This is a genomic window from Shewanella oncorhynchi, assembly GCF_012584455.1.
Lineage (GTDB): Bacteria > Pseudomonadota > Gammaproteobacteria > Enterobacterales > Shewanellaceae > Shewanella > Shewanella oncorhynchi.
Genome location: NZ_JABAEB010000006.1, coordinates 150,778 through 176,642, shown reverse-complemented (window position 1 = coordinate 176,642; position 25,865 = coordinate 150,778). Strand labels below are relative to the sequence as shown.

Here is a 25,865-nt window from a genome sequence, read left to right as displayed (position 1 = left end):
ATACAGCTACCAACTTATCTTTCCCAGTAGGATTCTTCTAAGCTGTCTTCGCGCTCAGGTAAACCGCGGGATAAACGCGGGCTATGCTGGGCTAAGACTTCATAGGCGACGCGGTTAGCGTACTTACACACTTGAGAGAACGAGGAATAACACAGGCCATCGCGCTTATGTTTACTTGAGCCTGGCACGTTAGTCTTGTGGAAAGTATTGGCCGCCAGATCGTGCAATAACGCCGATAATGCGCCATCGCCAGCGCCATTAGTGTTACCGATTTTTTCTGGGCCGCCCATGTAAGGTGAAATGTGGGCAAACACTTTAATCGGTGTTTCACAGTCACTTTTAAGCTTTGGACGGGAAAATTCATAACGATTAAATTCAGGGATAGCACCCGGCAACAGCGTGTGAGTCGTTTCGCGTTTTTCTGAGTCCTCGGTATAACCCGCAGTATAAAGCCCGATTGGACCCGCTGTGGTTAATACCATGTCGCACCATTCTAAAGCTTTTTCACTGGCAAGCAGAGGATCCCGTGAACCCGTTAAGGCTTCACCTTCGTCTTCATTCATCGCCAAAATGGTGACATGTTCTTTGATGAAGTTTTGCCACCATTGTGGATCTTCTTCAATCAAGAAACGCGTGCCTAAGGTTAATACCACGGGAACTTCGGCGGCTTTTGCATATTCGATAGCGCACATGGCCGCATCGGTAATACGGTCGCCATCACTGGCGCGCATCAAATACGCGGTCAACACTAAGGCTGAACTGCCCTGCACTACGTCTTTATCGATAAATTCAGGTGTGAGTTTATCCATAGCGCCTTTGCTGATCGCAAATGTTCGCTCGCCGCACTCAGAAATCAGGGTAAAACAGCGACCGATAGGACCATCTACAGGTTGTAGAAAGTTAAGGTCGACTTTAGAAGAGGTATTACATAAATAGCGGTAGGCGTAACTGCCCACTTCGATATTCTGACTCATTACCCCAAACAGCACTGAACGGTCATCGGCCAGAATAGAATAGTTGTGCACTGTGTTGCCAATCGTGCCACCAGCAAATTCATCGCTAATCAAACCATGAATTTTTAACTCAGTGTAGAGTCTGTGGGCCTGTTCATCATTGATCAAGGTAGAATTGCCTTTGGGCAAGCCATAACGGCTCAGCAATTCGTCTTCCACTTTCGCTTCGATATCCACTAAGGTTTGATCAATACCGCTGATATAGGTCGCAAACGGCTGAGGCTGTTGAGTCAGCTGTTCAAGCAGCGGATCTCGGGTTTTAACCGGAAAATAATGTTTTGATTTACGCTGACCGGGAAACTTCATAGTGGCTCTCTTTTCCTGGCATCCATGCTAATTGGCGTCTGCCGAGGCGGTCAAGCCAAGCAGCATCCTAAAAATATTGAGTCTAGGCTAGCGAGACAAAAAAACCACCCCTTAGCCGGAAGGGCGCAGATTCTATCACAAAATCAGTTCGAAGCCAGTGCTCCAATACCCAAACAACCTGAAGATGCAGGATTCAGCGGGAATTTAACGCGCTTTAGGCAAGGCGGCTATTTGCAGACCTAGTGGGCTAAGTTAAAAATAGTCAACACAGTATAAAGTGCGTTAAAAAACGCCGGGACGGAGCGCCTAGGGCACTTCACTTCCGTGTTGCATCAATTCAAAAGGTGGCCGACATTCTGTCATTGATGCGCCTTGAATTGAATCACCCTAGGCGCTCTGAAACTCGTATCTTCAGGTGGCTTGGGTATGGGCCCAAGATACCGCTTGTTCTTGGATTAATTGCCGTAATAATTCAATGTGTAACTCATCGTCGTTCAAACATGGGATAAACCGATAGTCGCTGCCACCCGCATGTAAAAAGGTTTCCTTAGCGCCAATGGAGATTTCTTCTAAGGTTTCGAGGCAATCGGTCGCAAACGCAGGGCAAATCACATCGACACTTTTGATCCCTTGCGCAGGTAACTCGGTCAATAGTTTATCGGCGTAGGGCGTGAGCCATTCTTCGCGGCCAAAGCGCGATTGGAAACACACTTGCCATTGCGACTCGCTCAGCTCAAGTTTTTGCGCCAACAGTTTAGCCGTGACAAAACACTGCTCGCGGTAAGGATCTCCCTCTTTCACATAACGCAGTGGAATACCATGAAATGACAAGAGCAACTTGTCGGCCTGCCCATGGGTTTTCCAGTGGCGCGTCACACTGTGTGCCAGCGCAGCAATATAAGCGCTATGGTCAAAATAGTCTTTATTAAAGCGAACCTGCGGCATGTCACGCACGGTTTTAAGATAACGGGCAACGGCATCGAACACACTTGCCACCGTCGAGCAGGAATATTGGGGATACAAAGGCAGCACAATAATACGCTCTGCTCCTTGATCTTTCAGGCGTTCAAATCCCGCATCGATGGAGGGATTGCCGTAACTCATACCCAGTTCAACCGGAATGGTCTGGTTAAAGGTTGCACTTAAGTCCACCGCCAACTTTTGTGCTTGGCGTGCACTTATCACCATCAAGGGCGAGCCTTCCTGCGTCCACACGCTTTGGTAGAGTTTGGCGACTTTCGCCGGACGGGTGTTGAGGATAATGCCGTTCAGCAGCGGTTGCCAAATCCACGGCGATAAATCGACGACACGAGGATCACTTAAAAACTGCCTTAAAAAGCGTTTAACGGCCTTAGGACTAGGTTGATCAGGCGTGCCGAGGTTAACCAATAACACACCAAAAGCAGGGGAAGGATTCAACGTTAGGCTCATGGTTAATGAAGTTCACTTGGAGGCTAACATTGCGATACCCATAAAAAAAGCCTGCATCGGCAGGCTTTTTCTTAATATGAGAACTTGTTCTCGTAAATTAACCTTTATTCGGTTATTTCAACACCCTAGCTAACTGCTCACTTACGGCCGCAACCGATTGAGTACCGTCAAACTTGTTGTATTGAGTTTGGCCAGCGGCAGCCACTTTACCGTAGTATTCAACCAGCGGCTTAGTTTGCTCGTGGTAAATCGCAAGACGTTTACGCACTGTGCTTTCTTCGTCATCTGGACGAATAGCTAAATCTTCGCCCGTCACGTCGTCTTTACCTTCCACTTTAGGTGGATTGAAAACCACATGGTAAACACGGCCAGAACCTGGGTGAACACGGCGACCGCTCATGCGCTTAACGATTTCTTCGTCTGGCACGTCGATTTCAATCACGTGATCAATGCTAATACCGTTTGCTGCCATCGCATCCGCCTGTGGGATGGTACGTGGGAAACCGTCTAACAAGAAACCTTTAACACAGTCTTCCTGTGCGATACGCTCTTTAACCAGACCGATGATCAGATCATCAGAAACCAGTTGACCAGCATCCATCACTTTTTTCGCTTCCAAACCCAGTGGAGTACCCGCTTTTACCGCGGCACGTAACATATCACCAGTGGAAATTTGTGGGATACCATACTGTTCCATAATGAACTGGGCCTGGGTACCTTTACCGGCACCTGGGGCGCCCAATAGGATAATGCGCATCTCAAGAGTCCTCTTTTCGCATTGATATTCTTCTTAGGGCGGCGATCTTCGCACATCTGGCCGCCATTGAGAAGGGTTTTAGCTTCGACTTTAGCCTCAGAAACCGCAAATAAACTGCGGTTACTAAGCGATTTTTTTCATTAATAGAGCAAAGTATAGAGCTTACGGCGGTATTGATTGGCTATGGGATTACCTTGGCCAAGTGCCGTTAATACTTCCATAAACACTTGTTTTACTGTGCCATTTTCAGCACCTAAATCTTTACTTAGCACACCGAATAACAGTTCTAATGCTTCATCATCGCGGTGGGCAGCATGCAATGCCTTACTCAGCTCGAGTAATAACACTAAATCTGTTGGATTTTGCTCAAACTTTTGCTGCAAATCGCGAATTTCAGGGGTATCCGCCGCATCCAAGGCAAGTGCGAGCTTAGCTTTTAAACTCTGGTAATAACCATCTTGGTCGGCAAGCCCTACCTTCTCAAGCATGGCTTGTGCTAACACTAATTCGCCCTGCATCAGATACACATCGGCAAGCACTAGACTCACCTCACCCGCTTGATTTGACCCGACATGGGCTTCTTTAAGCAACACAGCCGCAGTAGCAAGATCTTCTGCACTTACTTGACTCAAGGCGAGTAATGCTTTGGCCTGTGCTAACTGTAACTGCCACATAGGCGGTAAATGTTTATCCAGCATAGCCGTGACTTGCGCCGCATCTTGCAGGCCCGCAAAACCATCTACAGGCTGACCTTTATCCAATACTAACGTGGTCGGTAGACTTTGAATGCGAAAGTAATTGGCAATTTCTAATTCGGCTTCACAGTCAACTTTTGCGAGCACGAATCGACCCGCATTTTGCACAGCAATTTTCTCTAAGGTGTGCAGCATAGCCACACTTTGTTCCTGCGGCTGAGCCCAAAATGCTAACACCACGATCTGTTGCATCGAGGCGTCAACCACTTGCTGAATATTGTCTTTAGTCAGACTGAGGATATTATCCATAGTATTCCCTTAACATTTAAGGCCTCTATCATGGGAGGCCTTATTCTTTTAAAACTAAGCGTTAGAACCAAGTCTTAAAATCGAGTCTTACCGCTAACGGATTGAGTGACAGGCTAGGCGCAAACCACTCTTCCTGCACTAGAAACAATATCGGGGCCGTTCAAAGAAGGGCCCCGATAGTCATTTACTTCATGTTAGCCAGTAACATTTGGTTCATCAGCTTGATAAAGGCCGATGGGTCCGCAAGGCTACCTTTTTCAGATAATTGCGCCTGTTGCAGCAGCAGATTTGACCAATCCGCGAAGGCGGCTTCATCTTGAAGATCATTTAAGCGCGATACTAATGGGTGCGCTGGGTTGATCTCAAATGTCGGCTTCACTTCTGGCACAGGTTGACCCGCAGCTTGCATCAGCTTAATCATCTGAGTCGACATTTCGCCTTCACCCGCCACCACACAGGCTGGGGTGTCAGTTAAGCGTGACGTGACTTTCACATCCGCAACGGTTGAGCCTAATGCCGCTTTAATGCGTTCAACTAAAGCTACCGATTCTTGCTCAAGCTTTTCTTGCGCTTCTTTTTCAGATGCATCTTCTAGCTCGCCAAGTTCTAAATCACCACGGGTCACTGAGTGCAGTTGTTTCTCTTTGTACTCAGTTAAGTGGTTGATTAGCCACTCGTCGATACGCTCTGACATCAGTAAGACTTCAATGCCTTTCTTACGTAACAACTCTAAATGTGGGCTGTTAGCGGCGGCTTCATGGCTGTCGGCAACAATGTAATAAATCTTAGTTTGACCTTCTTTCATGCGGCTGATGTAGTCATCAAGTGACACAGTCGGCGCAGCACTGCCCGTGTGGGTCGAGGCAAAACGCAATAAGCCCGCGATACGCTCACGGTTGGCGAAATCTTCCGCAGGCCCTTCTTTCAGCACTTGACCAAATTCAGCCCAGAACTGTTGATATTTTTCCGCATCGTCTTTCGCCAGTTTTTCCAGCATGCCAAGCACACGTTTGGTGATACCAGTACGCATCGCTTTGGTCACGTGGTTATCCTGCAGAATTTCACGGGATACGTTTAGCGGCAGATCGTTTGAGTCAATTAAGCCCTGCACGAAGCGCAGATAAGATGGCATAAATTGCTCAGCGTCATCCATGATGAACACACGTTGCACAAACAGTTTTAGGCCGTGTTTACGGTCGCGATTCCACATATCCCAAGGCGCTTTTGCAGGAATATACAATAGGTTAGTGTATTCTTGCTTACCTTCTACCCGATTATGACTCCAGAGCAGTGCATCGGTGTAATCGTGGGAAATGTGTTTATAAAACTCTTGATACTCTTCGTCACTGATGTCAGCTTTATTGCGCATCCACAAAGCCGTGGCTTTGTTCATGACTTTCCATTGACCTTCGGTCGCAGGAATTTTTTCGCCATCAGGACCATCATGCTCTGGCGTACCCTCTTGCCACATTTCGACTGGCACAGAGATATGATCTGAGTATTTAGTGATGATCGAACGCAGGCGCCAATCATCGGCAAATTCTTTTTCTTCGTCACGCAGGTGCAGCGTAATTTCAGTACCACGGCTCGCCTTAGTGATGGTATCAACGGTGAAGTTACCCTCGCCTTCTGATTCCCACAATACGGCTTCATCGGCCTTATGACCGGCAGCGCGAGTGCGAACAGTGACTTTTTTCGCCACGATAAAAGCCGAATAGAAACCAACACCAAACTGACCGATTAGCTGTGAATCCTTTGAGGATTCGCCCGATAGATTCTTAAAGAAATCAGCGGTGCCTGATTTTGCGATTGTGCCTAAATGCTCAATCACGCCGTCGCGGGTCATACCCACGCCGTTATCTTCGATGGTCACAGTGCCTTTTTCTTTATCGGCACTGATACGGACTCGCAGTTCACCGTCGCCTTCATAGAGTGCGTCATTGGTCAACGCCAGATAACGCAGCTTGTCCGCCGCATCCGCAGCGTTGGAGACCAGTTCACGCAAGAAAATTTCTTTGTTGGAATACAAAGAATGGATCATCAAATGCAACAGCTGTTTGACTTCTGTTTGAAAACCATGAGTTTCTTGTTGTGACATGAAATTTTCCTTTATTTGTTACGCAATTTGGTAAAAGTAACGCTTAGTGTTTACTAAATGGGGCTCCAAATTTGCTTTTCAAGGGCAAGGGCTAAAACGAGGTTCGAATGGCGAAAAATAAGGCGCTTGATGAATACCAAGCGCCTATATGTATGCTTTCAACATCAACCTGCACGAGACGTTAGTCTTGGGCTAATTCTTTTTCTAACTGTTGGGCGATGGCTTCGGGCGATCCGCTGTTGCGGGCAAAGAGTCCATAAGCGGCGGGGATCACGAAGATAGTGAATAGGGTTGCCAGTAAAATCCCCGATAGCACAACCACACCAATCACAAAACGAGTTTCAGCACCCGCGCCTACCGCTAATACCAATGGCACGGCGCCAGCGGCAGTGGTGATCCCTGTCATTAAGATAGGTCGTAACCGCTGCGCTGACGCTTGAATAATGGCCTTATCAAAATCAACGCCTTTATCCCGCAATTGGTTAGCAAACTCGACAATCAAGATGCCATTTTTCGCGGCTAACCCGACCAGCATAATAATGCCTATCTGACTGTAAATATTAAGACTCTGCCCCGTAAGCCACAAACCAATTAAGGCTCCGACGGTAGCCAGCGGCACAGTAAGCATGATCACCACAGGGTGGATATAACTCTCAAACTGCGCCGCGAGCACGAGGAATACAATCCCCAGTGCGAGGATGAATACGAAGTACATAGAGCTACCCGACTCTTGATAATCGAGGGATTGGCCCTTGTAGCTAATCACCGCTTCCGCTGGCAAATAGGTACGCGCCAATTGATTCATATAATCAAGGGCTTCACCTAAGCTATAACCATCTTCTAAACTGGCTTCTATGGTGATCGCGCGCATACGGTTGTAACGATTCAGCGAACTGGCGTCGGCAAACTCCTCCACAGTCACTAAGTTAGACAGCGGAATAAGTTCTTGAGTGCGCTCGGAACGAACATAGATATTTTGCAGATCCGCCGCGGTATTTTGATTATCGCGCTCACCTTCAACGATCACATCGTATTCTTCACCGTCACGCATAAAGGTCGTGACTAAGCGTGAGCCCAACATGGATTCCAGCGTACGGCCTATATTTGAAATCGACACTCCAAGGCTCGCCGCTCTGTCTCTGTCGATGACGACACGAAGTTGAGGCTTAGTCTCTTTATAATCATGATCTAATCCCAATAATTTGGGATTCTGTGCCGCCTTTTGCATCATGATATCGCGCCAGCGGGCAAGCTCTTCGTAGCTAGGTCCACCAATCACAAATTGCACAGGTTTACCTACGCCGCGACCAAAGGCTTGGCGCATTACAGGGAACGCTTGCACTCCGGCGAGATTGGCAAGACGCTTATTAATGTCGACGATAACTTCCTTTACTGGACGACGTTTGCCCCAGTCTTCCAGTACTATGATTGCCATACCGTTAGAGAAATCCGCCGCGCGGCCAAAGCCACGGGGGGCACGAATGAGCAGACGTTTGATATCACCCGTTTCGACCAATGGCATCAAGCGGTTTTCCACTTCATTCATATAGGATTCTATGTATTCATAACTCGCGCCCTGTGGCCCATTGACCATCAAGAATAACGAACCACGGTCTTCCTGTGGCGCAAATTCTTGCGGTACTTTTTGGACTAAATAGACACTAGAACCTAATGCGACTAACACCAGAATCGACACCAATATCGGGTGGGCCATGGCGGATTTTAAGGACAATTGGTATCGGTTGGACACTTTTGTCATTATGCCGTCGACCTTACGCACCAACCAAGAATCCTGCGAGCTCGGCTTAAGCAACTTAGAGCACATCATGGGCGTGAGTGTGAGCGCCACTAGGCTAGAGAACAGCACGGCCGCACTCATGGTCACGGCAAACTCTTTAAAGAGTTTACCTAAGTCACCCTCAAGGAAAGTGATTGGCATAAATACCGCGACCAACACGAGTGTGGTCGCGATAACAGCAAAAGCCACTTCACGCGCACCGAGGAAAGCAGCTTTGAGTGGGGAATCTCCTTCTTCGATACGTCTATGAATGTTTTCCAACATCACAATCGCATCGTCTACCACCATACCGATGGCGAGGATCATTGCCAATAAGGTCAAGAGGTTAATGGTATAACCTAGTGCATACAGCACAATAAAGGTGCCGAGCAGAGACACTGGCACAGTGATCGCGGGGATCAACATAGCGCGCACACTGCCAAGGAACAAATAAATCACGATAATTACTAAAATCATCGCTGTGAACAGGGTTTGATACACTTCTTTAATCGAGGCTTCGATAAACACTGAGCTATCGTAGCTGCGTTTAATCGACATCCCCGCTGGCAAAGTCGGGTTGATTTTGTCAACCAGCGCGTTCACTGCGCGCGCCACTTCTAACGTATTGGCGGTTGACTGTTTAGACACGCCTAAACCTATCATTGCCTCTTTGTTGCCACGGAACATAATCCGCTCTTCATCAGAGCCAATTTCCACCCGTGCGACATCGCTCAGTTTGACTAAATAACCGTCTTCCCCTTGGGTGATAACTAAGTTTGCGAAATCTTCGGCAGTGCGATAACCCCGCTCCAGTCGCACTGTAAAGTGCCGCTCCTTCGACTCTATCGAACCAGCAGGTAACTCGACGTTCTCAGCTCTGAGCGCGGCCTCAACATCGGCAACCGTTAAACTGCGAGAGGCCAAGGCTTGTCTGTCAAGCCAAACGCGCATGGCGTAAACCTTACCACCACCAATACGCATCCGCGCCACACCATCGACCACCGAAAAGCGGTCCGACAAATAACGGTTGGTGTAATCGGTCAATTCTAGGGTCGTCATTTGATCTGACACAAGATTGAGCCACATGATCACTTCATCACTGCCATTGGCCTTTTGTACTTCTGGGGGATCAGCTTCATCGGGTAAATTGTCGAGTAAACCTGAGATCCTGTCGCGCACATCGTTAGCTGCATCTTCAATATTACGACTAATATCAAACTCTAAGGTAACCGATGAGCGGCCATCACTGCTCGATGAACTCACGTGACGAATGCCTTCGACGCCACTGATCCTGTCTTCAATCAATTGGGTAATGCGGCTTTCCACCACGGCAGCACTGGCACCGCGGTAATTCGTGTCGATAGATACCACTGGCGGATCTATGTTTGGGTATTCGCGCAGGGGCAATTTATCAAAGGAGACAAGCCCGAAAGCGACCAGCAGCAAGCTGATCACTGAGGCAAATACGGGACGTTTTACCGAGAGATCAGTGAGGATCATACACTTGGCTCCGCGCTTGTATCCGCAAGATAACTAAACTTTTCCGCGAACTCAGTTTGCACTTTATCCCCAGGATGGACTTTCAATAAGCCACGGATCACCACGTTTTCGCCCAAGGCTAAACCGTCTAAGATCTCAACCCAACCACGGGTACGAATCCCTATAGTAACTTGTTTACGCTCAATCACATTGTCGGTATTAACACTGTAAACAAAGTGATCATTCTGGATCGGGATAATGGCAGATTCAGGCAACATCAAGGCCTCGCGGCTACGCTTGATGAGTTTGACCTTCATCAACATGCCCGGTAATAAACGCAACTCAGGATTGGGGATTTCGGCGCGAACGATCACTGTGCGTGTGGTTGGATTCACGCGGCTATCAATCGATGTCACCACACCTTTGAAAGTCACATCAGGGAAAGCGACCGCTTTGGCTTCAACCTTTTTACCTGGCTCTAAATCTTGAATAAAGCGCTCTGGCACTGAAAAATCGAGCTTAATGGTAGAAATATCATCCAATGTCGTAATCACAGTGCCGGGCGACACTAAGCTGCCCACACTGATTTGACGTAAGCCCAAACGGCCATTAAAAGGTGCCAGAATACTACGATCATTGAGTGATGATTGCGCCTGTTCGAGCTCTGCACGGGTGGTATCAATAAGGGTTTGTAATCTGTCGCGTTCTAACTCGGCCACAGTGCGGCTAGTCACCAACGAACTGATCCGAGCTAATTCACGTTGATTATCACTGACTTTGACTTGCGCGGCTTTAACCTTAGCGATCTGCTCAGCATTTTGCAGTTGGACTAATAACTCGCCCTTTTTAACGATATCGCCGTCGTCAAATTTAAGTGCTATCACCATGTCGGTGACTTTAGGCGTTATCGTTACAGATTCTGCGGCTTTATTGCTACCAATAGCTTCAACTTCATCGCGAATGGGCGCCATAGCTGCAGTGGCAATCACTACATTAGGTATGAGTTTAATCTGGGCTGCAGCAATCTCTTGCGGTTGCATGGCTTGGTATCCAAACCATGCAGCGGCCAATATGGCGATTATTAGAATAATTTTTTTCATCGGGCTTCCAAGGAATGACTCGCATTAATGACGGCTAGTTTACTCACTCACATCATCGCATCAATACGTTTTACTTTTTCTTACAAATTACGCTGATAGCGCAAAATATGTATGATTAAGTGTCTTTGGCGATATCAATGGCTGAGTTGCCAGAATGCAGTACGATAACAAGGTTGTTAAGTGATTAATTTTACTTATTGCCACTAAATCAACATTTATCACTAAAACCATTTGAAAAAAATTGGTATATAGATAATTAAATCCTGAAACACAGATCGCCTAGATAATCGACAACTCCCAGCTTAAAACTCAAATCGCAGCCAATAAAAAAGGGCGATAATTCGCCCTTTTCTAGTCAACTGCTGAAATTAACGTATTTGACGTTCTTCTTTCATCAGGTTTGACAGTGACTGGTACACATTGCTAACCACTTCATCGCTTAATGGCTGATCTTCGCCATCGCGAAGGAAGATTTTCGTTTCTTCTGGAGTATCACCATCTTCAAGCAGTAAACGGTAGCTACCTTCTTTCAGTGCTAACTTATCTTCGCCCCACAATGAACTCCAGAAACCAGAGTTATCGTCAAACTTGATAAAGTACAATCCTTTAGCACTATCCATATCGGCAATTTCAAAGCCCATTTCTGGTAGCACTATGCGTAGACGATCCCACACTTGCTTGTAAGAGGCTTTAGCAGACCAGTAAGCTTTACCTTCTTCAGGCGTCACGAGATCAACATTAATACCTAAGGTTTGCTTCAAACGATTCGATTGGATCGCTTGATCGCGCTTAACGCTGATATACGCAATGGCGCTGTTCAGCATATCAATAGTGTATCTTTGCTTATCTTCACCGCTTAATAAAACTTGTTGCGCTTTATCGTCGTAGAACTCTTCGTGTTCAACTAAGTGAATAACGATATTTGCAGTACGACCATGTGGGCGCGTTTCCACGTCAAAACGATAGCGTTGGCGCAACAGATAAACTTTATCCGCACCCCACATGCTCGATTCAATCACTTCACGGCTTTCAATCCAATCGGTTTCTACGTTGCCTTTGTCAAAATCACGGCTACGAACAGCAATACCTTTTTGAGCAAAGAAACCATCTAAGTTTGTGAAGATTTCTTGTTTCAAATCCACAGCATTGTCGATGGATTCAACCACGATTTTAATGTTGTCACTGCCCTCTTCCACATGAGTACCTTCCGCCATTGGCAGTACTTGCAGTGGCGGACGGATATCTAAGTTTTTGCCATACAGCGAAGCATTCACTTTAGAACCCAGTGCTGGTACATCGAATTCTTTATTGTAGGGTGGCGTTTTTAATCCCGCGGGGATCTTAAGCAAAGGCGCTTGCTCGGCCTGAACATAGTCGTCGTTACCGTTCGCTTGGCGGCGATCAAGTGGCGAACTACAGGCTGCAACAGCAGCAACTAAGATCAGTGGAGTGACTTTCTTTAACATTAATTATTTAACCTCTATCTGGGCACGAGTCATTGCTTCTATCAACAGACCATGACATTGCTCAGAAAGTTCAGTCAAAGGTAAACGAATATGGCCACATTTAATCAAACCCATACGATGGGCAGCCCATTTTACTGGGATAGGGTTGGCTTCACAAAACAGTGTGCTATACAAACCGCGCAGCGGGGTATCTATGCTCTGAGCCAACTCGGCATTGCCAGCGAGCGCCGCATCACACATAGCTTTAAAAGCCTTTGGTACTATGTTGTTAGCCACAGAAATTACGCCATTTCCACCTAAGAGTAAAAACTCACTGGCTGTGGCATCATCACCGCTATACAAGAGGAAATCGTCGCCGCACAGTTCGCGCAGACGTTTTACACGGGATAAGTCTCCGGTCGCCTCTTTTACACCAATAATGTTGCTTACGCTAACAAGCTCGGCAACAGTTTCTGGCAGCATATCAACGGCTGTACGGCCTGGAACATTATAAAGAATTTGTGGAATATCTGTGCTAGCGGCCACGGCTTTATAATGCGCAATCAATCCCTTAGGCGTCGGCTTATTATAATATGGCGTTACGCCAAGCATAGCGGCAACACCCACCTTAGATAAGGACTTGGTAAGCTCAACGGCTTCAGATGTGGCATTGGCGCCATTGCCACCAATGACAGGAACACGTCCCGCGGCAAATTTAACGGTTTGTGAAACGACCGCTACATGCTCAGGCATAGGCAGAGTCGCTGACTCGCCAGTAGTACCAACGGCCACAATGGCATCTGTGCCTTGGTCAATATGGAATTCGACTAACCTTTCAAGACTTGCAAAATCTACTGAGCCATCACTGTTCATTGGCGTGATTAAGGCTACGATGCTTCCGTTTATCATCTGACTTTCCCCAAGATTTCAGGATTCGCTATGGTACTGATGCCAACCACTAATGACAAGCATTAACGGGGCTCTCAAATTGAATTAGTTATGGTAGCATTACATCCCGCACAAAAACTCAGCTTTAACCCTGAGTTTTCGCTCTAAGATATCGAAAAAGTGAGGAAAATTCATGACCAATTTCCTGGTCGTAACAGCGATGGGTCTCGACCGTCCTGGACTTGTAAGTAAACTAGCTCGACTTGCCAGTGACTGTGACTGCGATATCGTCGACAGCCGTATGGCATTATTTGGTAACGAATTTACCCTGATTATGATGTTGTCTGGCTCATGGGCATCAATAACGAAAATTGAAAGTATGTTCCCCAGTCTGAGCGTTGAGTTAGAACTGCTGACGGTGATGAAACGCACCTCTAAACACACACCACAAAACTACCTTTCTCGCCTCGAAGTACGCTTCACGGGTAAGGACCAACGCGGCACCATTAAACGCATTACCCAGTTCCTTGCTGACAGGTCATTAGATCTTGCCGCAGTACGTTCATTTTCTGAGGAACTCCCCGGTGGTGAACAAACGCAAAATGTGTCGCTAACCATTAATATTCCTGAAAAAGTTGAACTAGAAAAGCTCGAACAGAGTATCTATCAGCTCGCCCAAGATATGACCTTAGATTGTACTATTCGTCGTATGGAAGGCACTGCCATCTTAGAGGACAGAGGATAATAGATGAATACCTTAACGGCTGGGGCAAAAGCGCCTCACTTTACACTGCAAGATCAACATGGTAACTCAGTATCGCTGGCAGACAGCCTTAAGCAAGGCCCTGTTTTAGTGTATTTTTACCCGAAAGCATCAACGCCGGGTTGCACAGTTCAAGCCAGTGGTCTACGTGACAGTAAAGCCGAGCTCGATAGTCATAATGTCACTGTATTTGGCATTAGCCCAGATCCTGTGGCTAAACTGGCTAAATTTGCAGAGAAACAAGCACTCAACTTCACTTTGCTGAGCGATGAAGACCACAGTGTCGCCGACGCTTTTGGGGTCTGGGGTGAAAAGAAATTCATGGGAAAAACCTATGATGGCATCCACAGATTAAGCTTCCTTATCAATACCGACGGCACCATCGCCCACGTATTCGATAAGTTTAAAACCAAAGATCACCATGAAGTCGTACTCGCGCAAATCGCGGGTTAATGACTAATATGACGACGAATACAAGGCTTCAATCTGCTGCTTTAATCGACACAAAAGTGTAAATGTTGTCAGTTGATCTTGGTAGCCTGAATAAATAATCGGCAATCGATAATAAAAAGGTCCTGAAATCAGGACCTTTTTCATGAAAAATTTTCACTTTCATACCACAAGATACGGTCTAACCGAGCAAAAAAACCGCAAAAGCATTCAGCTATGCCCGTATTCTATGGCATCCCAACACCGGTTATCCTGCCACATAGGGCCAAATAATCGCAGCGGCAATGCTCCACATAGTTAACCAAATAAAACGGTCAAGATAACGCCATGCCGCTGGGCGAGTAAAAATGGGCGCTAACAAACGCGCACCAAAACTTAAGCCAAAAAACCAAATAAATGATGCCAGTACGGCACCCGCGCCAAACCAAGGCCGATCAAAATCATCAAATTGAGTGCTAATGCTGCCGAGCAACACCACAGTATCAAGATACAAATGCGGATTAAGCAAACTGATCCCAAGCGTCGTCAGTACGGCTTTCTTAAATGTGTCCGCATTATCGGCTTGATCCATCTCAATGCCCTTAGCCACAAACGACGCCTTTAGCGCATTCGCACCATACCAGAGTAGAAACGCGGCGCCACCGAAACTCGCCACATGCTTAATAGTGGGAAACGACTCAATAATATGTCCTAGCCCCGCGACACCCGCAGTGATCATCAGCGCATCAATGATAGAGCAGAGCAAGGCAATCGGTAATGTATACGAGCGCTTAATGCCTTGCTTGAGCACAAAGGCATTTTGTGCGCCCACAGCAATAATCAAACTCCCACCAATCCCCATACCCTGTATAAATGCCGCTTGCATAACCACCTCTCATGTTCAAAGAAGGCGCTAGCATAGTCAAAACAACAAAATTAATATAACTAATGTTTTTTATGTATCATAAGTAAAATTAATAACCATCAAACACAGATCGATTAAGGATGACTATGCTAGAATACGCCAATCTCAAAGCGCTCGCCGTTGTAGTCTCGGAAGGCGGCTTCGACCGCGCCGCTAAAGTGCTGCACATTACTCAGTCGGCTGTATCACAGCGTATTCGACAACTTGAAGAAAAAGTCGGTCAGTCACTGCTTATTCGCTCCAATCCTGTGGTCGCAACGCCCACAGGTAAGCGCCTGCTGCGTCACTATTCACAGGTACAATTGCTCGAGAGTGAATTAAGAGCCGAGATGGACGCCGACGATCCCAACCATCCAACCACAGTGCGCATAGCTGTGAATGCCGACAGTTTGGCCACGTGGTTTTTACCTGCGCTGGCAGGCATGTTCAGTCGCCACGCTTGGTTATTGGAATTAATTGTCGATGATGAGTCTTACACCCATCATCTATTGAAAAATGGTGAAGCGGTCGGATGTGTCACCACAACCGAAGTGCCGATGGCTGGTTGCAGCAGTGAGTTTTTAGGCACCATGGAATATTTGTGTGTGGCCACGCCCGAATTTGCCGCGCGCCATTTTGGTGAGCCGAGCGACACTCCATCATTTAGTGACACCTCGTCATTCAACACCATCAACCAAGCTCAGTTAGCAAAGGCGCCAGCGGTAGTGTTCTCCACCAAAGATAAGTTGCATGAGAAGTTTCTCGCCCAGTATTTCAATATGACGCCAGGGCAATGGTGGCAACATACGATCCCCTCCTCAGAAAGCTTTTTAGAAGCGATTAACTTGAGTTTAGGTTATGGACTCGTTGGGCATTTACAAGCTAAACCATTAATCGATAAAGGGATACTGATTGAGATCACCCCAGAACGGCGCATGCGCGTGCCGCTGTTTTGGCAGCATTGGAATATCAAAGCAAAACAAACGACACTGGTTTACCGTGCCCTTGCGGCAACAGCGCAGCATAATTTGCTGCAGGTATGATTTGTTGCATCAAGACAGAACGCACAACCCGCATGAATCTACAGCGATTTACCTGCGATGGTATTTAACGCGGTGTGATGATTCTCATAGCGGCGTCTTTTTGCTTCATCAAATGTGAGTTAAATGGCAGGCATAAAAAATCGGGCTCAAACCAAAGTTTGAGCCCGAAATTGTGAGTCTTAAAACTTAAAATCTAACTCACTATCTATTAGCTTGCTCTTAACGCAGCAATACGTTTCTCTAATGGAGGATGACTCATCATCATTTCTGCCATTGAACGTTTGCCGTTAATACCGAAGGCTGACATTTGTGCAGGCATTGCCGTACTTTCAGGGCCTTGGCGTAAACGCTCAAGCGCAGCAATCATCTTACCTTTACCCGCTAAACGTGCTGCACCTTCATCGGCTTTGTACTCACGAATACGTGAGAAGTAAGCGACGATAATTGAAGCCAAGATACCGAATAACATATCCAGTACGAAAACAACGGCCATGTACGCGAACATACCTAAACCTTCGCCTTCTTCATCATTACTCGACACGAAGTTGTTGATAATACCAGCAACCACACGGGCCGCGAAGATCACGAACGTGTTAACCACACCTTGGATCAGTGTCAAGGTCACCATGTCACCGTTAGCAACGTGGCTCACTTCGTGGGCTAATACGCCTTCAATTTCATCTTGGCTCATACCATATAATAGACCCGTACTGACAGCCACTAATGAATTATCTTTACTTGGACCAGTAGCGAACGCATTCATGTCTGGTGATTGATAAATCGCCACTTCTGGCATTTTAATCCCAGCTTGCTTAGCTTGACGGGCAACCGTCTCCACTAACCAACGTTCGGTACTGTCACGTGGGGTGGTGATGACTTCACAACCCATGGTCTTTTTCGCCATCCATTTTGAAATGGCTAAGCTGATAAAGGCCCCACCGAATCCAAAAATGGCAGCGAACACCAGCAGTCCACCCATAGTAGACGTGTTCACGCCTAGAATAGACATCACAATTGAGGCTACTAGCAACACAGCTAGGTTAGTCGCAATCAATAGAAATATACGCTTCATTTCAGCTCCTTTAGGGCAAGAATAGGCCATTTAACTTTGTTCAAAGACATAATATGTCCAAATCATCGAAATTCAAGTGGTAAAAGAAAAGAGTTTTTAAAATAGGTTATCTTTCTCGTATATAGACACTGCCTTTCATGGCCGAGAGTCTAGGGACAGTATATTAATCGAAACTTAAACTTATGCCCAAGCAACCTCAAGAGACGAGTTTCATCGCGTTCTGAGAGCTTTAATTCAAGGCGCATCAATCACTGACTTTTGCATTGATGCAATACAGAAGTAGAATGCCCCGAACGCTCTATCTTGGTGGGGATCACTATCTTGAAAAACACCGCCGCTAGCCGTGCTAGAGCGCAATTCTGCTTTAACTCTCTATGTTTATCGGAATTAATCTTTGTTAACATACCAATACACTCCGAGATTTCAGGATACAAAATGACAATCAACGCCCTACTACTGAGCAGCTCTCGTGTCGGTGATACGCCTTATCTTGCCCACGCGCTCCCTTTTATTAAACCGCTCACCGCCAACGCACAAAAATGGATTTTTATCCCCTATGCAGGGGTTAGCATGAGTTATGACACTTATTTAGCGTCTGTCGTGACTGGGCTAGCTGAGCTTGAACTCGATATCAGTGGTATTCATCAGCATCCAGACCCTAAACAAGCAATAAAAGATGCCGATGGAATTTTAATCGGTGGGGGTAATACCTTTCACCTGTTACACCAACTATATCATTATGATCTGGTCGCGCTTATTCGTGAGCAAGTCGCCCTTGGTAAACCTTATATCGGCTGGAGTGCGGGTTCAAACGTATCGGGACTGAGTATTCGCACCACTAATGATATGCCGATCATCGAACCGCCTTCGTTCAACGCATTAAACTTAGTGCCGTTCCAGCTCAATCCACACTATTCCAATTACCAAGCACCGGGCCACAATGGTGAAACCCGTGCCCAGCGATTATTAGAATTCACTAAAGTCGACCCATTAACCCCAGTGATCGGCATAGTTGAAGGCTCAGCTTTGTGGCGACAAGGAGACACACTATCACTCTTAGGTGACAAACCTGCGTATTTATTCTGTGGTGAGCAACAAGAGATCCCAATCCCTGTGGGCAGTGACCTATCGCACTTACTCAAGTCATAATATCCACGTTAGCATATCTAAATGGGCTCACAGTTAACACCGTGAGCCTAAATCACTCATTAGCAAGAATTAAGATTAACTATTTGATATTGTAAGTTTTTAATTAACATTCTCGATTCAACTGCACCAATTTTGTGTAAAAACGCCACTGAATTCTATGAGAACAGTGTTAGCTCAGCCAAGACAGTTTTTACTGCAGTACCAATTGCGATTACTTATCGTAATATCACACCGCAAAGTATTGAGAACGGCACCTAAAATAGCGCCAAGCATAATTTATGTTACAAATCTCTAGCTACGCAGGTAAAATTATCCCTCACCTCAGCTACTCGAATCCCACAACTGAGGATTTTATAGCAGACAAGTTATTAATATTTAGGGATTAGATAGACTGAAGCATATATTGTGCCTATGAATCAGCGTCATTTTAGTAAGGAGTTTCCATTTTGCGAATGAATCTTATGATGAATTACCCTACCGGTTATCCGGCATTACTCAAAAAACTACCTTTTGTCATCTTGACCGCCATCGTCTATGTCGTCGGCATAAACAACGTCAATGCCGCAGCGGCAGAGACAACACCAAAGCCTGCACCAGAGAAGAAATCTAAAAAATTCTCCCAAGACACAGTTATTGAACTCGCTCAACAACTGTCGCAAAAACCATTTAAAGAAGCGAAAAAAGCACCTAAAGAACTGGTTGATCTCGATTTCGCGACCTATGGCAAAATCAATTACCAAGAAAATGCCGCGATTTGGGGCGGAACACCGACCAAATTTTCGGTACAACTTTTTGCTCCAGGCTTTCTCTATAAAAACCTTGTCGATATCGACGTGGTCGAAAACAGCAAAGCTATTCCAATTGAGCTAACAGAAGCTTCGTTCGATGTCCCTAACGACACCATTGAAAAACTCATCACACAAGTGGGCCAATACGCGGGTGTGCGTTTACATTACCCTATCAATGATGATGAAATAAAAGATGAATTCATCATGTTTCAAGGTGCGAGCTATTTTCGCGTGCTCTCTAAAGGGCAAACCTATGGCTTGTCTAATCGTGGTTTAGCGATTGATGTCGCTCAGCCAAAAGGTGAAGAATATCCCCTGTTTAAGCGTTTCTGGGTCGAGCGACCATCTAAATATCAGACGGCAATTGTGGTTCATGCTCTGCTAGATAGCCAAAGTGTCACTGGCGCCTATCGTTTTGGTATTTATCCCGGTTCACCATCACGTGTCGAAGTGGATGTAACCTTATTTCCACGCAAAGATATCCAGCATGTGGGTCTTGCACCACTGACCTCTATGTTCCTCTTTGGCGGACTCGATAACTCAGATAAACCCGATTACCGCCCACAAGTACATAACTCAGACGGCCTACAAATCGATCGTGGTAATGGCGAACGCCTATGGCGCCCATTAAATAATCCTAACAAACTGCAGATCAGTGCTTTTGGCGATGAAGATATAAAGGGATTTGGTCTTATACAACGCCATCGTAAATTTGAAGACTATCAAGATCTGAGTGCAAACTATCAACTTCGACCTTCTGCATGGATTGAACCCCTCAATGATTGGGGCAAAGGCCAACTGGTGTTACTTGAAATTCCCTCTAATGCTGAAACCAACGACAACATAGTTGCCTATTGGGAGCCGCAAGGCGGACTGAAAAAGGATCAGCCCTATAAATACTCCTATCGCATAACAGCCTCAAACGACAGCCCTTCTACGGCGTCAAAAGCACGTGTTGTCCGCAGTACTAAGGGGCAAGTGTTAGCAAAAGGCAAAGAATTACTTATCGATTTCAGTAACATCAAGCCGCAAGACATTGATAAAATTATCCTCGATGCCAGCATCAGCAAAGGTAAAATCCTGTCGTCTCGGATTGTCGCCCACCCGGACATCAATGGCGCTCGAGTATTTATCAGCTTCGAACCAGAAAGTACCAATGTAGCCGAACTGAGAATACAGCTTAAGAAAGACGATAAACCACTTGCAGCGACTTGGCTGTACCGCTGGAATAGCGATGATTGGCAATAAGCTGATATTCACGAGTATCACTGTCTAACAAGCATAAACTGACCGAGTAAATGAATAAAAGCGCCAGTTTTTACTGGCGCTTTTTTATACCTAGGATTTTATTTATAGGCTTACTATTTATAGGTTTTATCTCTAGCATAAATAGAACAAGCCAAGGCTAAAAACTCACAACCTGCTTTTCAGCAAACATAATCCCATACCTTATCGCCCGACTTCTCTACCAACATAACTACAGGCTTAATTCAAATGACACTATCAGCTTAAAACGTAGCACTATTGTGTGATTTTAGGGTTATTAGCCTCTCCTGATGTGCGTCGCCGCAAGGACCTCTGCGAACTAAAGTAAGCAGTACGTTAAGTGTGTCAGTCAAGTTTGACCTTAAACCCCTCACGAAGAATGCCGACTAAAAGTAGAAATCTAAATGCAAAAAAGCCTCGATATAAATATCGAGGCTTTTTCTTTTTTGGTACCCGAGGCCAGACTTGAACTGGCACGCTGTTACCAGCGAGGGATTTTAAATCCCTTGTGTCTACCGATTCCACCACTCGGGCAAACGCTGAATATTAATGACGGGAATCATGTCAAAAATATTATTAACTCTAAATAATTAACCCTTTACGCTAATAAATCTATTTAATAAAGCCTATTGAAGATTCGGACTTTATTTTTACCATCACTATCAAAATAATGGTACCCGAGGCCAGACTTGAACTGGCACGCTGTTACCAGCGAGGGATTTTAAATCCCTTGTGTCTACCGATTCCACCACTCGGGCAAACTCTTGATATTAACGACGGGAATCATGTCATTAATACTTTAATCTATGGAGGCGCGACCCGGAGTCGAACCGAGATCGACGGATTTGCAATCCGCAGCATAGCCATTCTGCCATCGCGCCCAAACTGCCAAATTTATTAAAATTTGGAGCGACATATCGGGTTCGAACCGATGACCTATACCTTGGCAAGGTATCGCTCTACCAACTGAGCTAATGTCGCCTATCATTGCGCTTAATCATTTGAACTCATGCTCGGCATGCTTTCCCCTGACTGCGGATTGGCATTCTACCGATTTAGACCTCAGAGTCAATCAACAATTTTTAAAAAATGATCTAAGCCGCATCGTTTGCCCAATAAACCGCCACACCTCAGTAAAGTTGATGTTTCATTCATCAATTTAGGCTTTTACCGATACTGATGCTACTGCTAATTAAACGCGGCAGATAAACAGGGGATCATGGTGAGTTATGGAGTCGAGCCAAATAAAATTGCAGAAGTATAGAAAAACAAAAGCGCCCTATTGGGCGCTTTATTCAAAGGTTAGGCAAAGTCATTAATCACTCGAGCAAAACCTACATGGGCAATTTACGCAGGTAGAGATAGCGTCGTTAAACCTAACATAGTTTGCATTACGCCAACCACTTGGCAACTGTAACCAAATTCGTTGTCATACCATACATAAAGAATGGCACGCTTGCCTTCTGCAATAGTCGCTTGTGAATCAACCACACCCGCGTAGCGAGAACCCACTAAATCGCTCGATACAATCTCAGTAGAGTCTGTATAGTCAATTTGATTTTGCAGTGGTGATTGTAGCGCCGTATCTTTCAGATACTCGTTAAGCTCATCTTTACTAGTTTCAGCATTCAGGTTCATGCTGATGATCGCCATAGAGACGTTAGGCGTCGGCACACGAATCGCGTTACCTGTTAACTTACCGGCTAATGCAGGTAAAGCTTTAGCAACCGCTTTTGCTGCACCCGTTTCAGTGATCACCATGTTTAATGGTGCACTACGGCCACGACGGTCAGCGGTATGATAGTTATCAATCAGGTTTTGATCGTTGGTATAAGAATGAATCGTTTCAACGTGACCATTCTCGATACCATATTTATCATTCACAGCTTTCAGTACTGGCGTAATAGCATTGGTGGTACAACTCGCCGCAGAAACGATAATGTCTTCTGGGGTAATATCGCCTTCGTTCACACCGTAAACGATGTTCTTAATCGCGCCTTTTGCAGGAGCCGTCAGTAATACTTTGCTGGCACCTGGACTCTTAAGGTGTAAACCAAGACCCGCTTCATCTTTCCAAATACCTGTATTATCAACAATCAATGCATCATTGATGTCGTATTTAGTGTAATCCACTTCGTCGGGTGAATTAGCATAGATCACTTGGATATAAGTGCCATTGGCTATGATGGCGTTGTTCTCTTCGTCAACTTCAACAGAACCATTGAAAGGACCATGGACTGAGTCACGACGCAGTAAACTCGCGCGTTTTTCTAAATCGCCTTTCTTGCCGCCACGTAAAACGATAGCGCGTAACCTTAACTTATTGCTGCGACCTGTGCGTTCAATCAGCAAGCGTGCCAATAAGCGACCGATACGGCCAAAACCATAAAGCACGACGTCACGCGGCGCGACATCATCGGCATGGTCGATAGCATCGGCCAATTCTTTTGCCATATAGCTTTCAATTTCGCTGACATCAGTATGGTCGCGCCAGTAATTGACAGCGAGCTTACCAATATCCACTTTACATTGTTTAACTGCGAGTTTGCTCAAAGCTTGAACGAAGGGGAAACTCTCGCGTAAACGTAATTTTTCACCGACATGACGACGAACTAAACGGTGCGCTTTAATGATTTCAATCGTAGAAGCATTGAGTAACGGCTTGCCGTAGACCACGACTTCAACGCCTTGGTTACGGTACAACTTGCCTAACAAAGGCTGCATCGCCTCTGCCATTTCAAAACGTTCTTGCCAACTTTGTAGGTGTTTATCAGCGCTCATTTACAGATCCTTTATCTCACTTTTCAATAAAATGTACTGAAAGGTTTGAGTAACATGACGAAAAGACCAATAATCTAATGCGGGTTTTAGGGAAAACCCTGTTTTGGTCGGCGCCATTGTAATGAAAGTCGCGCTTTGTTGCCAGTAAGATATTTTCTGTAAATCTGTAATTTTATTAGAAAAATTATCGTTTGGAGAGTGTTTTGAGACAAAATCTAGTAATAATTACATCATTTACCTTAGGGATGAGCTTTTTCGGTCTTTTCGGTTGTGATAATGACCGAAATATCTCAGCAATTTGTAAAAATAATCCTGAAATTTGTGCCGATTTGCATAAGGACAGCTGGTGTTTGACTGAAAAGACCAAGCTTATCCAAAACCGCTACATGTTAAAAGACAACGAAAACCTCACAGGTAAGCAGCTCTACTCACAATTAACCTACCTTGAGGATTACAGCCGTTGCATTGAACTCGCCTCTGGCGTTCAGCATATCATCCACACCAATCGCACAGCAGATAGAGCCAGAGCCTTTAGACTAAGCACTCAAAATTTAAGTTTACTACAAGATCAAACCCGTGAACGGCAAGACCCTTTTATGTCCTATTACCAATGGACTCGCTTTGGCGATACCGCTGCGTTAAATAGATTATTAGAACAGGAAAACGCCGGCGAAGTGACTGACCCCTTTCTACTTGCCCAAGTCGCAACCTATTACAGCAATCGAAATGCCATCAAAGCGCAACAACTCTATCTTAAAGTCTTTGCGGAGATCCAATACGATGATTTCGACGTTAACTGGTTACTTGGGCTCGCATCTGCCTATCGCCAGCAACAGGTTTTAGATAAATCCTATATGCTAACAAAAGCAAATTTACTACTTACGCAGCAGAAGTATTCTGAAGAAAAAATGCTAGCCTTGCTCGGTGGCAATAAAACGCTGGCGACTGAACTCGATTTAAAAGCCCAAGCCCTTATCGATGCGCTAAAAAAGGGCACTTATTCTATGAGCCCAGTAAGACAATGGCTTGATCCTCAAGCGGTTGCCCAAGCGCCAACTGTAACTGAGGTGGTGCCGCCTGCGCCTGTCGAAAAAGTAAACTAAGCAATCGATGGCAAAATGTTTGCCATCTTGTAATTTTTTACCCAATTAACGCGTAAAAAATGGCGATTTCGCGACCGATGTAAAAAAAATACCTAATTTGTTAATCAAGACAGCGGTAAAATGCCGATTTAACTTGACGATAGCTGTCAGTTTGGTAATTTTACTACCAGTTGAATTTTATAATCACCAGAGGGATATGAGATGACTATCCGTGTAGCAATAAATGGCTATGGCCGTATCGGTAGAAACGTATTACGCGCCTTGTACGAAAGCGAAAAAGCTTATCCAATCAAGATTGTCGCTATTAATGATTTAGGCGACGCTTCAATCAACGCTCACCTGACAAAATACGATTCTGTTCATGGTCGTTTCAATGCCAAGGTTGACCATGATGCAGAAGCCATTTATGTGAATGGCGATAAGATCCTCACTTTCCAAGAACGTGATCCTGCAAAACTGCCATGGGCAGAGCTACAGGTTGACGTGGTTTTCGAATGTACCGGTATCTTCACTTCTAAAGAAACCGTTCAACCACATTTAACCGCTGGCGCGAAGAAAGTGATTATTTCTGCTCCAGGCAAAAACGTCGATGCCACAGTTGTTTACGGTGTGAACAACAACGTGCTGACGTCAGACATGACAGTGATTTCAAATGCTTCTTGTACAACAAACTGTTTAGCCCCTTTTGCTAAGCCGTTAAATGACGAGATTGGTATCGAATCAGGCCTGATGACCACCATTCACGCTTATACCAACGATCAACGTTTATCTGACGTGTACCACACAGATTTACGTCGTGCCCGTGCTGCGGCACTGTCAATGATCCCAACTAAAACTGGCGCAGCTGCTGCTGTAGGTTTGGTTGTACCTGAATTACAAGGTAAATTCGACGGTTTAGCGGTTCGTGTACCTACAGTTAACGTATCACTCGTGGATTTATCTTTCATCGCTGCCCGTGACACGACAGTTGAAGAAGTGAATGCCATTATTGAACGTGCTGCCAGCGTTGCGCCATTGAGCGAAGTGTTAGCGGTAAACAAAGAGCCATTGGTGTCTATCGACTTTAACCACAATGCGTTTTCTTCGAACTTTGACGCCACTCAAACCCGTGTAAACGGTCGTTTAGTGAAAGTGATGTCTTGGTATGATAACGAGTGGGGATTCAGTAACCGTATGTTAGATAACGCGGTTGCACTGATGAACGCCAAGTAAGTAACCGTAAAGTAATCTAGTCACTAGATTCCGCGTTATTCAATTAAGCCTCGCATT

19 protein-coding genes and 4 tRNA genes are annotated in these 25,865 nt (G+C 45.6%); 7 read left to right on the top strand and 16 right to left on the bottom strand.

The window, feature by feature from the left end; genetic code table 11:
- Positions 1-14 precede the first annotated feature (14 nt).
- The 9 genes from HGO26_RS11500 to dapA form a co-directional block, all read right to left on the bottom strand.
- Entirely contained in the window at positions 15-1,319 is a 1,305-nt protein-coding gene (locus tag HGO26_RS11500) for an inosine/guanosine kinase (protein WP_028759658.1), read from the bottom strand.
- A gap of 411 nt (positions 1,320-1,730) precedes the next feature.
- Entirely contained in the window at positions 1,731-2,750 is a 1,020-nt protein-coding gene (hemH, locus tag HGO26_RS11495) for a ferrochelatase (protein WP_168825279.1), read from the bottom strand.
- 112 nt (positions 2,751-2,862) lie between these two features.
- The gene (gene adk / locus HGO26_RS11490; RefSeq protein ID WP_028759655.1) at positions 2,863-3,507 is read right to left on the bottom strand and encodes an adenylate kinase; all 645 of its coding nucleotides are present in this window, start codon (positions 3,505-3,507) and stop codon (positions 2,863-2,865) included.
- A 140-nt stretch (positions 3,508-3,647) separates the two neighbouring features.
- The gene (locus HGO26_RS11485; protein ID WP_168825277.1) at positions 3,648-4,511 is read right to left on the bottom strand and encodes a co-chaperone YbbN; all 864 of its coding nucleotides are present in this window, start codon (positions 4,509-4,511) and stop codon (positions 3,648-3,650) included.
- 184 nt (positions 4,512-4,695) lie between these two features.
- Positions 4,696-6,609 carry a molecular chaperone HtpG gene (htpG, locus tag HGO26_RS11480; RefSeq protein WP_168825275.1) on the bottom strand — a complete coding sequence of 638 codons (1,914 nt, stop codon included), beginning with the start codon at positions 6,607-6,609 and terminating at the stop codon, positions 4,696-4,698.
- A 181-nt stretch (positions 6,610-6,790) separates the two neighbouring features.
- On the bottom strand, positions 6,791-9,886 hold the full coding sequence (locus tag HGO26_RS11475; RefSeq protein ID WP_028759652.1) for an efflux RND transporter permease subunit: 3,096 nt from the start codon (positions 9,884-9,886) through the stop codon (positions 6,791-6,793).
- The gene (locus tag HGO26_RS11470; protein ID WP_168825273.1) at positions 9,883-10,965 is read right to left on the bottom strand and encodes an efflux RND transporter periplasmic adaptor subunit; all 1,083 of its coding nucleotides are present in this window, start codon (positions 10,963-10,965) and stop codon (positions 9,883-9,885) included. Before HGO26_RS11470 ends, HGO26_RS11475 begins: the two co-directional genes overlap by 4 nt.
- 368 nt (positions 10,966-11,333) lie before the next feature.
- Positions 11,334-12,431: an NlpB/DapX family lipoprotein gene (gene bamC / locus HGO26_RS11465; protein ID WP_131523287.1), complete on the bottom strand. Its 1,098-nt coding sequence runs from the start codon at positions 12,429-12,431 to the stop codon at positions 11,334-11,336.
- A gap of 3 nt (positions 12,432-12,434) precedes the next feature.
- Entirely contained in the window at positions 12,435-13,319 is an 885-nt protein-coding gene (dapA, locus tag HGO26_RS11460) for a 4-hydroxy-tetrahydrodipicolinate synthase (protein ID WP_168825271.1), read from the bottom strand.
- 172 nt (positions 13,320-13,491) lie between these two features.
- On the opposite strand from dapA, the gene HGO26_RS11455 reads away from it, so the two are divergent.
- Together HGO26_RS11455 and bcp are read left to right on the top strand one after the other, a co-directional pair.
- The gene (locus tag HGO26_RS11455) at positions 13,492-14,043 is read left to right on the top strand and encodes a glycine cleavage system transcriptional repressor (RefSeq protein ID WP_028759648.1); all 552 of its coding nucleotides are present in this window, start codon (positions 13,492-13,494) and stop codon (positions 14,041-14,043) included.
- Between the two features lie 3 nt (positions 14,044-14,046).
- The gene (gene bcp / locus HGO26_RS11450; RefSeq protein ID WP_168825269.1) at positions 14,047-14,514 is read left to right on the top strand and encodes a thioredoxin-dependent thiol peroxidase; all 468 of its coding nucleotides are present in this window, start codon (positions 14,047-14,049) and stop codon (positions 14,512-14,514) included.
- 244 nt (positions 14,515-14,758) lie between these two features.
- On the opposite strand, the gene HGO26_RS11445 is transcribed toward bcp, so the two are convergent.
- Positions 14,759-15,376 carry a LysE/ArgO family amino acid transporter gene (locus HGO26_RS11445; protein ID WP_113940882.1) on the bottom strand — a complete coding sequence of 206 codons (618 nt, stop codon included), beginning with the start codon at positions 15,374-15,376 and terminating at the stop codon, positions 14,759-14,761.
- Between the two features lie 125 nt (positions 15,377-15,501).
- Here HGO26_RS11445 and HGO26_RS11440 point away from each other — a divergent pair, with 125 nt between their 5' ends.
- On the top strand, positions 15,502-16,437 hold the full coding sequence (locus HGO26_RS11440; protein WP_168825267.1) for a LysR family transcriptional regulator ArgP: 936 nt from the start codon (positions 15,502-15,504) through the stop codon (positions 16,435-16,437).
- 208 nt (positions 16,438-16,645) lie between these two features.
- Here HGO26_RS11440 and htpX read toward each other — a convergent pair whose 3' ends face one another.
- A complete protein-coding gene (gene htpX / locus HGO26_RS11435; protein WP_006082065.1) occupies positions 16,646-17,509 on the bottom strand; it encodes a protease HtpX in 864 nt (287 codons plus the stop codon).
- Between the two features lie 435 nt (positions 17,510-17,944).
- Here htpX and pepE point away from each other — a divergent pair, with 435 nt between their 5' ends.
- Together pepE and HGO26_RS11425 are read left to right on the top strand one after the other, a co-directional pair.
- The gene (pepE, locus tag HGO26_RS11430; protein WP_168825265.1) at positions 17,945-18,658 is read left to right on the top strand and encodes a dipeptidase PepE; all 714 of its coding nucleotides are present in this window, start codon (positions 17,945-17,947) and stop codon (positions 18,656-18,658) included.
- Positions 18,659-19,110: 452 nt separating this feature from the next.
- A complete protein-coding gene (locus HGO26_RS11425) occupies positions 19,111-20,694 on the top strand; it encodes a glucan biosynthesis protein G (RefSeq protein ID WP_247651540.1) in 1,584 nt (527 codons plus the stop codon).
- 465 nt (positions 20,695-21,159) lie between these two features.
- Here HGO26_RS11425 and HGO26_RS11420 read toward each other — a convergent pair.
- From HGO26_RS11420 to HGO26_RS11400, 5 genes are all read right to left on the bottom strand, one after another.
- A tRNA-Leu gene (locus HGO26_RS11420) sits at positions 21,160-21,246 on the bottom strand.
- 137 nt (positions 21,247-21,383) lie between these two features.
- Positions 21,384-21,470 (bottom strand) — tRNA-Leu (locus HGO26_RS11415).
- Between the two features lie 49 nt (positions 21,471-21,519).
- Positions 21,520-21,593, bottom strand: a tRNA-Cys gene (locus tag HGO26_RS11410).
- Positions 21,594-21,617: 24 nt separating this feature from the next.
- Positions 21,618-21,693: transfer RNA gene (locus HGO26_RS11405), tRNA-Gly, on the bottom strand.
- Between the two features lie 366 nt (positions 21,694-22,059).
- Complete coding sequence (locus tag HGO26_RS11400) at positions 22,060-23,493, bottom strand: glyceraldehyde-3-phosphate dehydrogenase (RefSeq protein WP_028759978.1); 1,434 nt, start codon at positions 23,491-23,493, stop codon at positions 22,060-22,062.
- A 203-nt stretch (positions 23,494-23,696) separates the two neighbouring features.
- On the opposite strand from HGO26_RS11400, the gene HGO26_RS11395 reads away from it, so the two are divergent.
- Entirely contained in the window at positions 23,697-24,596 is a 900-nt protein-coding gene (locus HGO26_RS11395; RefSeq protein ID WP_168825261.1) for a DUF2989 domain-containing protein, read from the top strand.
- Positions 24,597-24,797: 201 nt separating this feature from the next.
- Positions 24,798-25,808, top strand: a complete 1,011-nt coding sequence (gene gap, locus HGO26_RS11390; RefSeq protein ID WP_006081590.1) for a type I glyceraldehyde-3-phosphate dehydrogenase — start codon at positions 24,798-24,800, stop codon at positions 25,806-25,808.
- Positions 25,809-25,865: the final 57 nt, after the last annotated feature.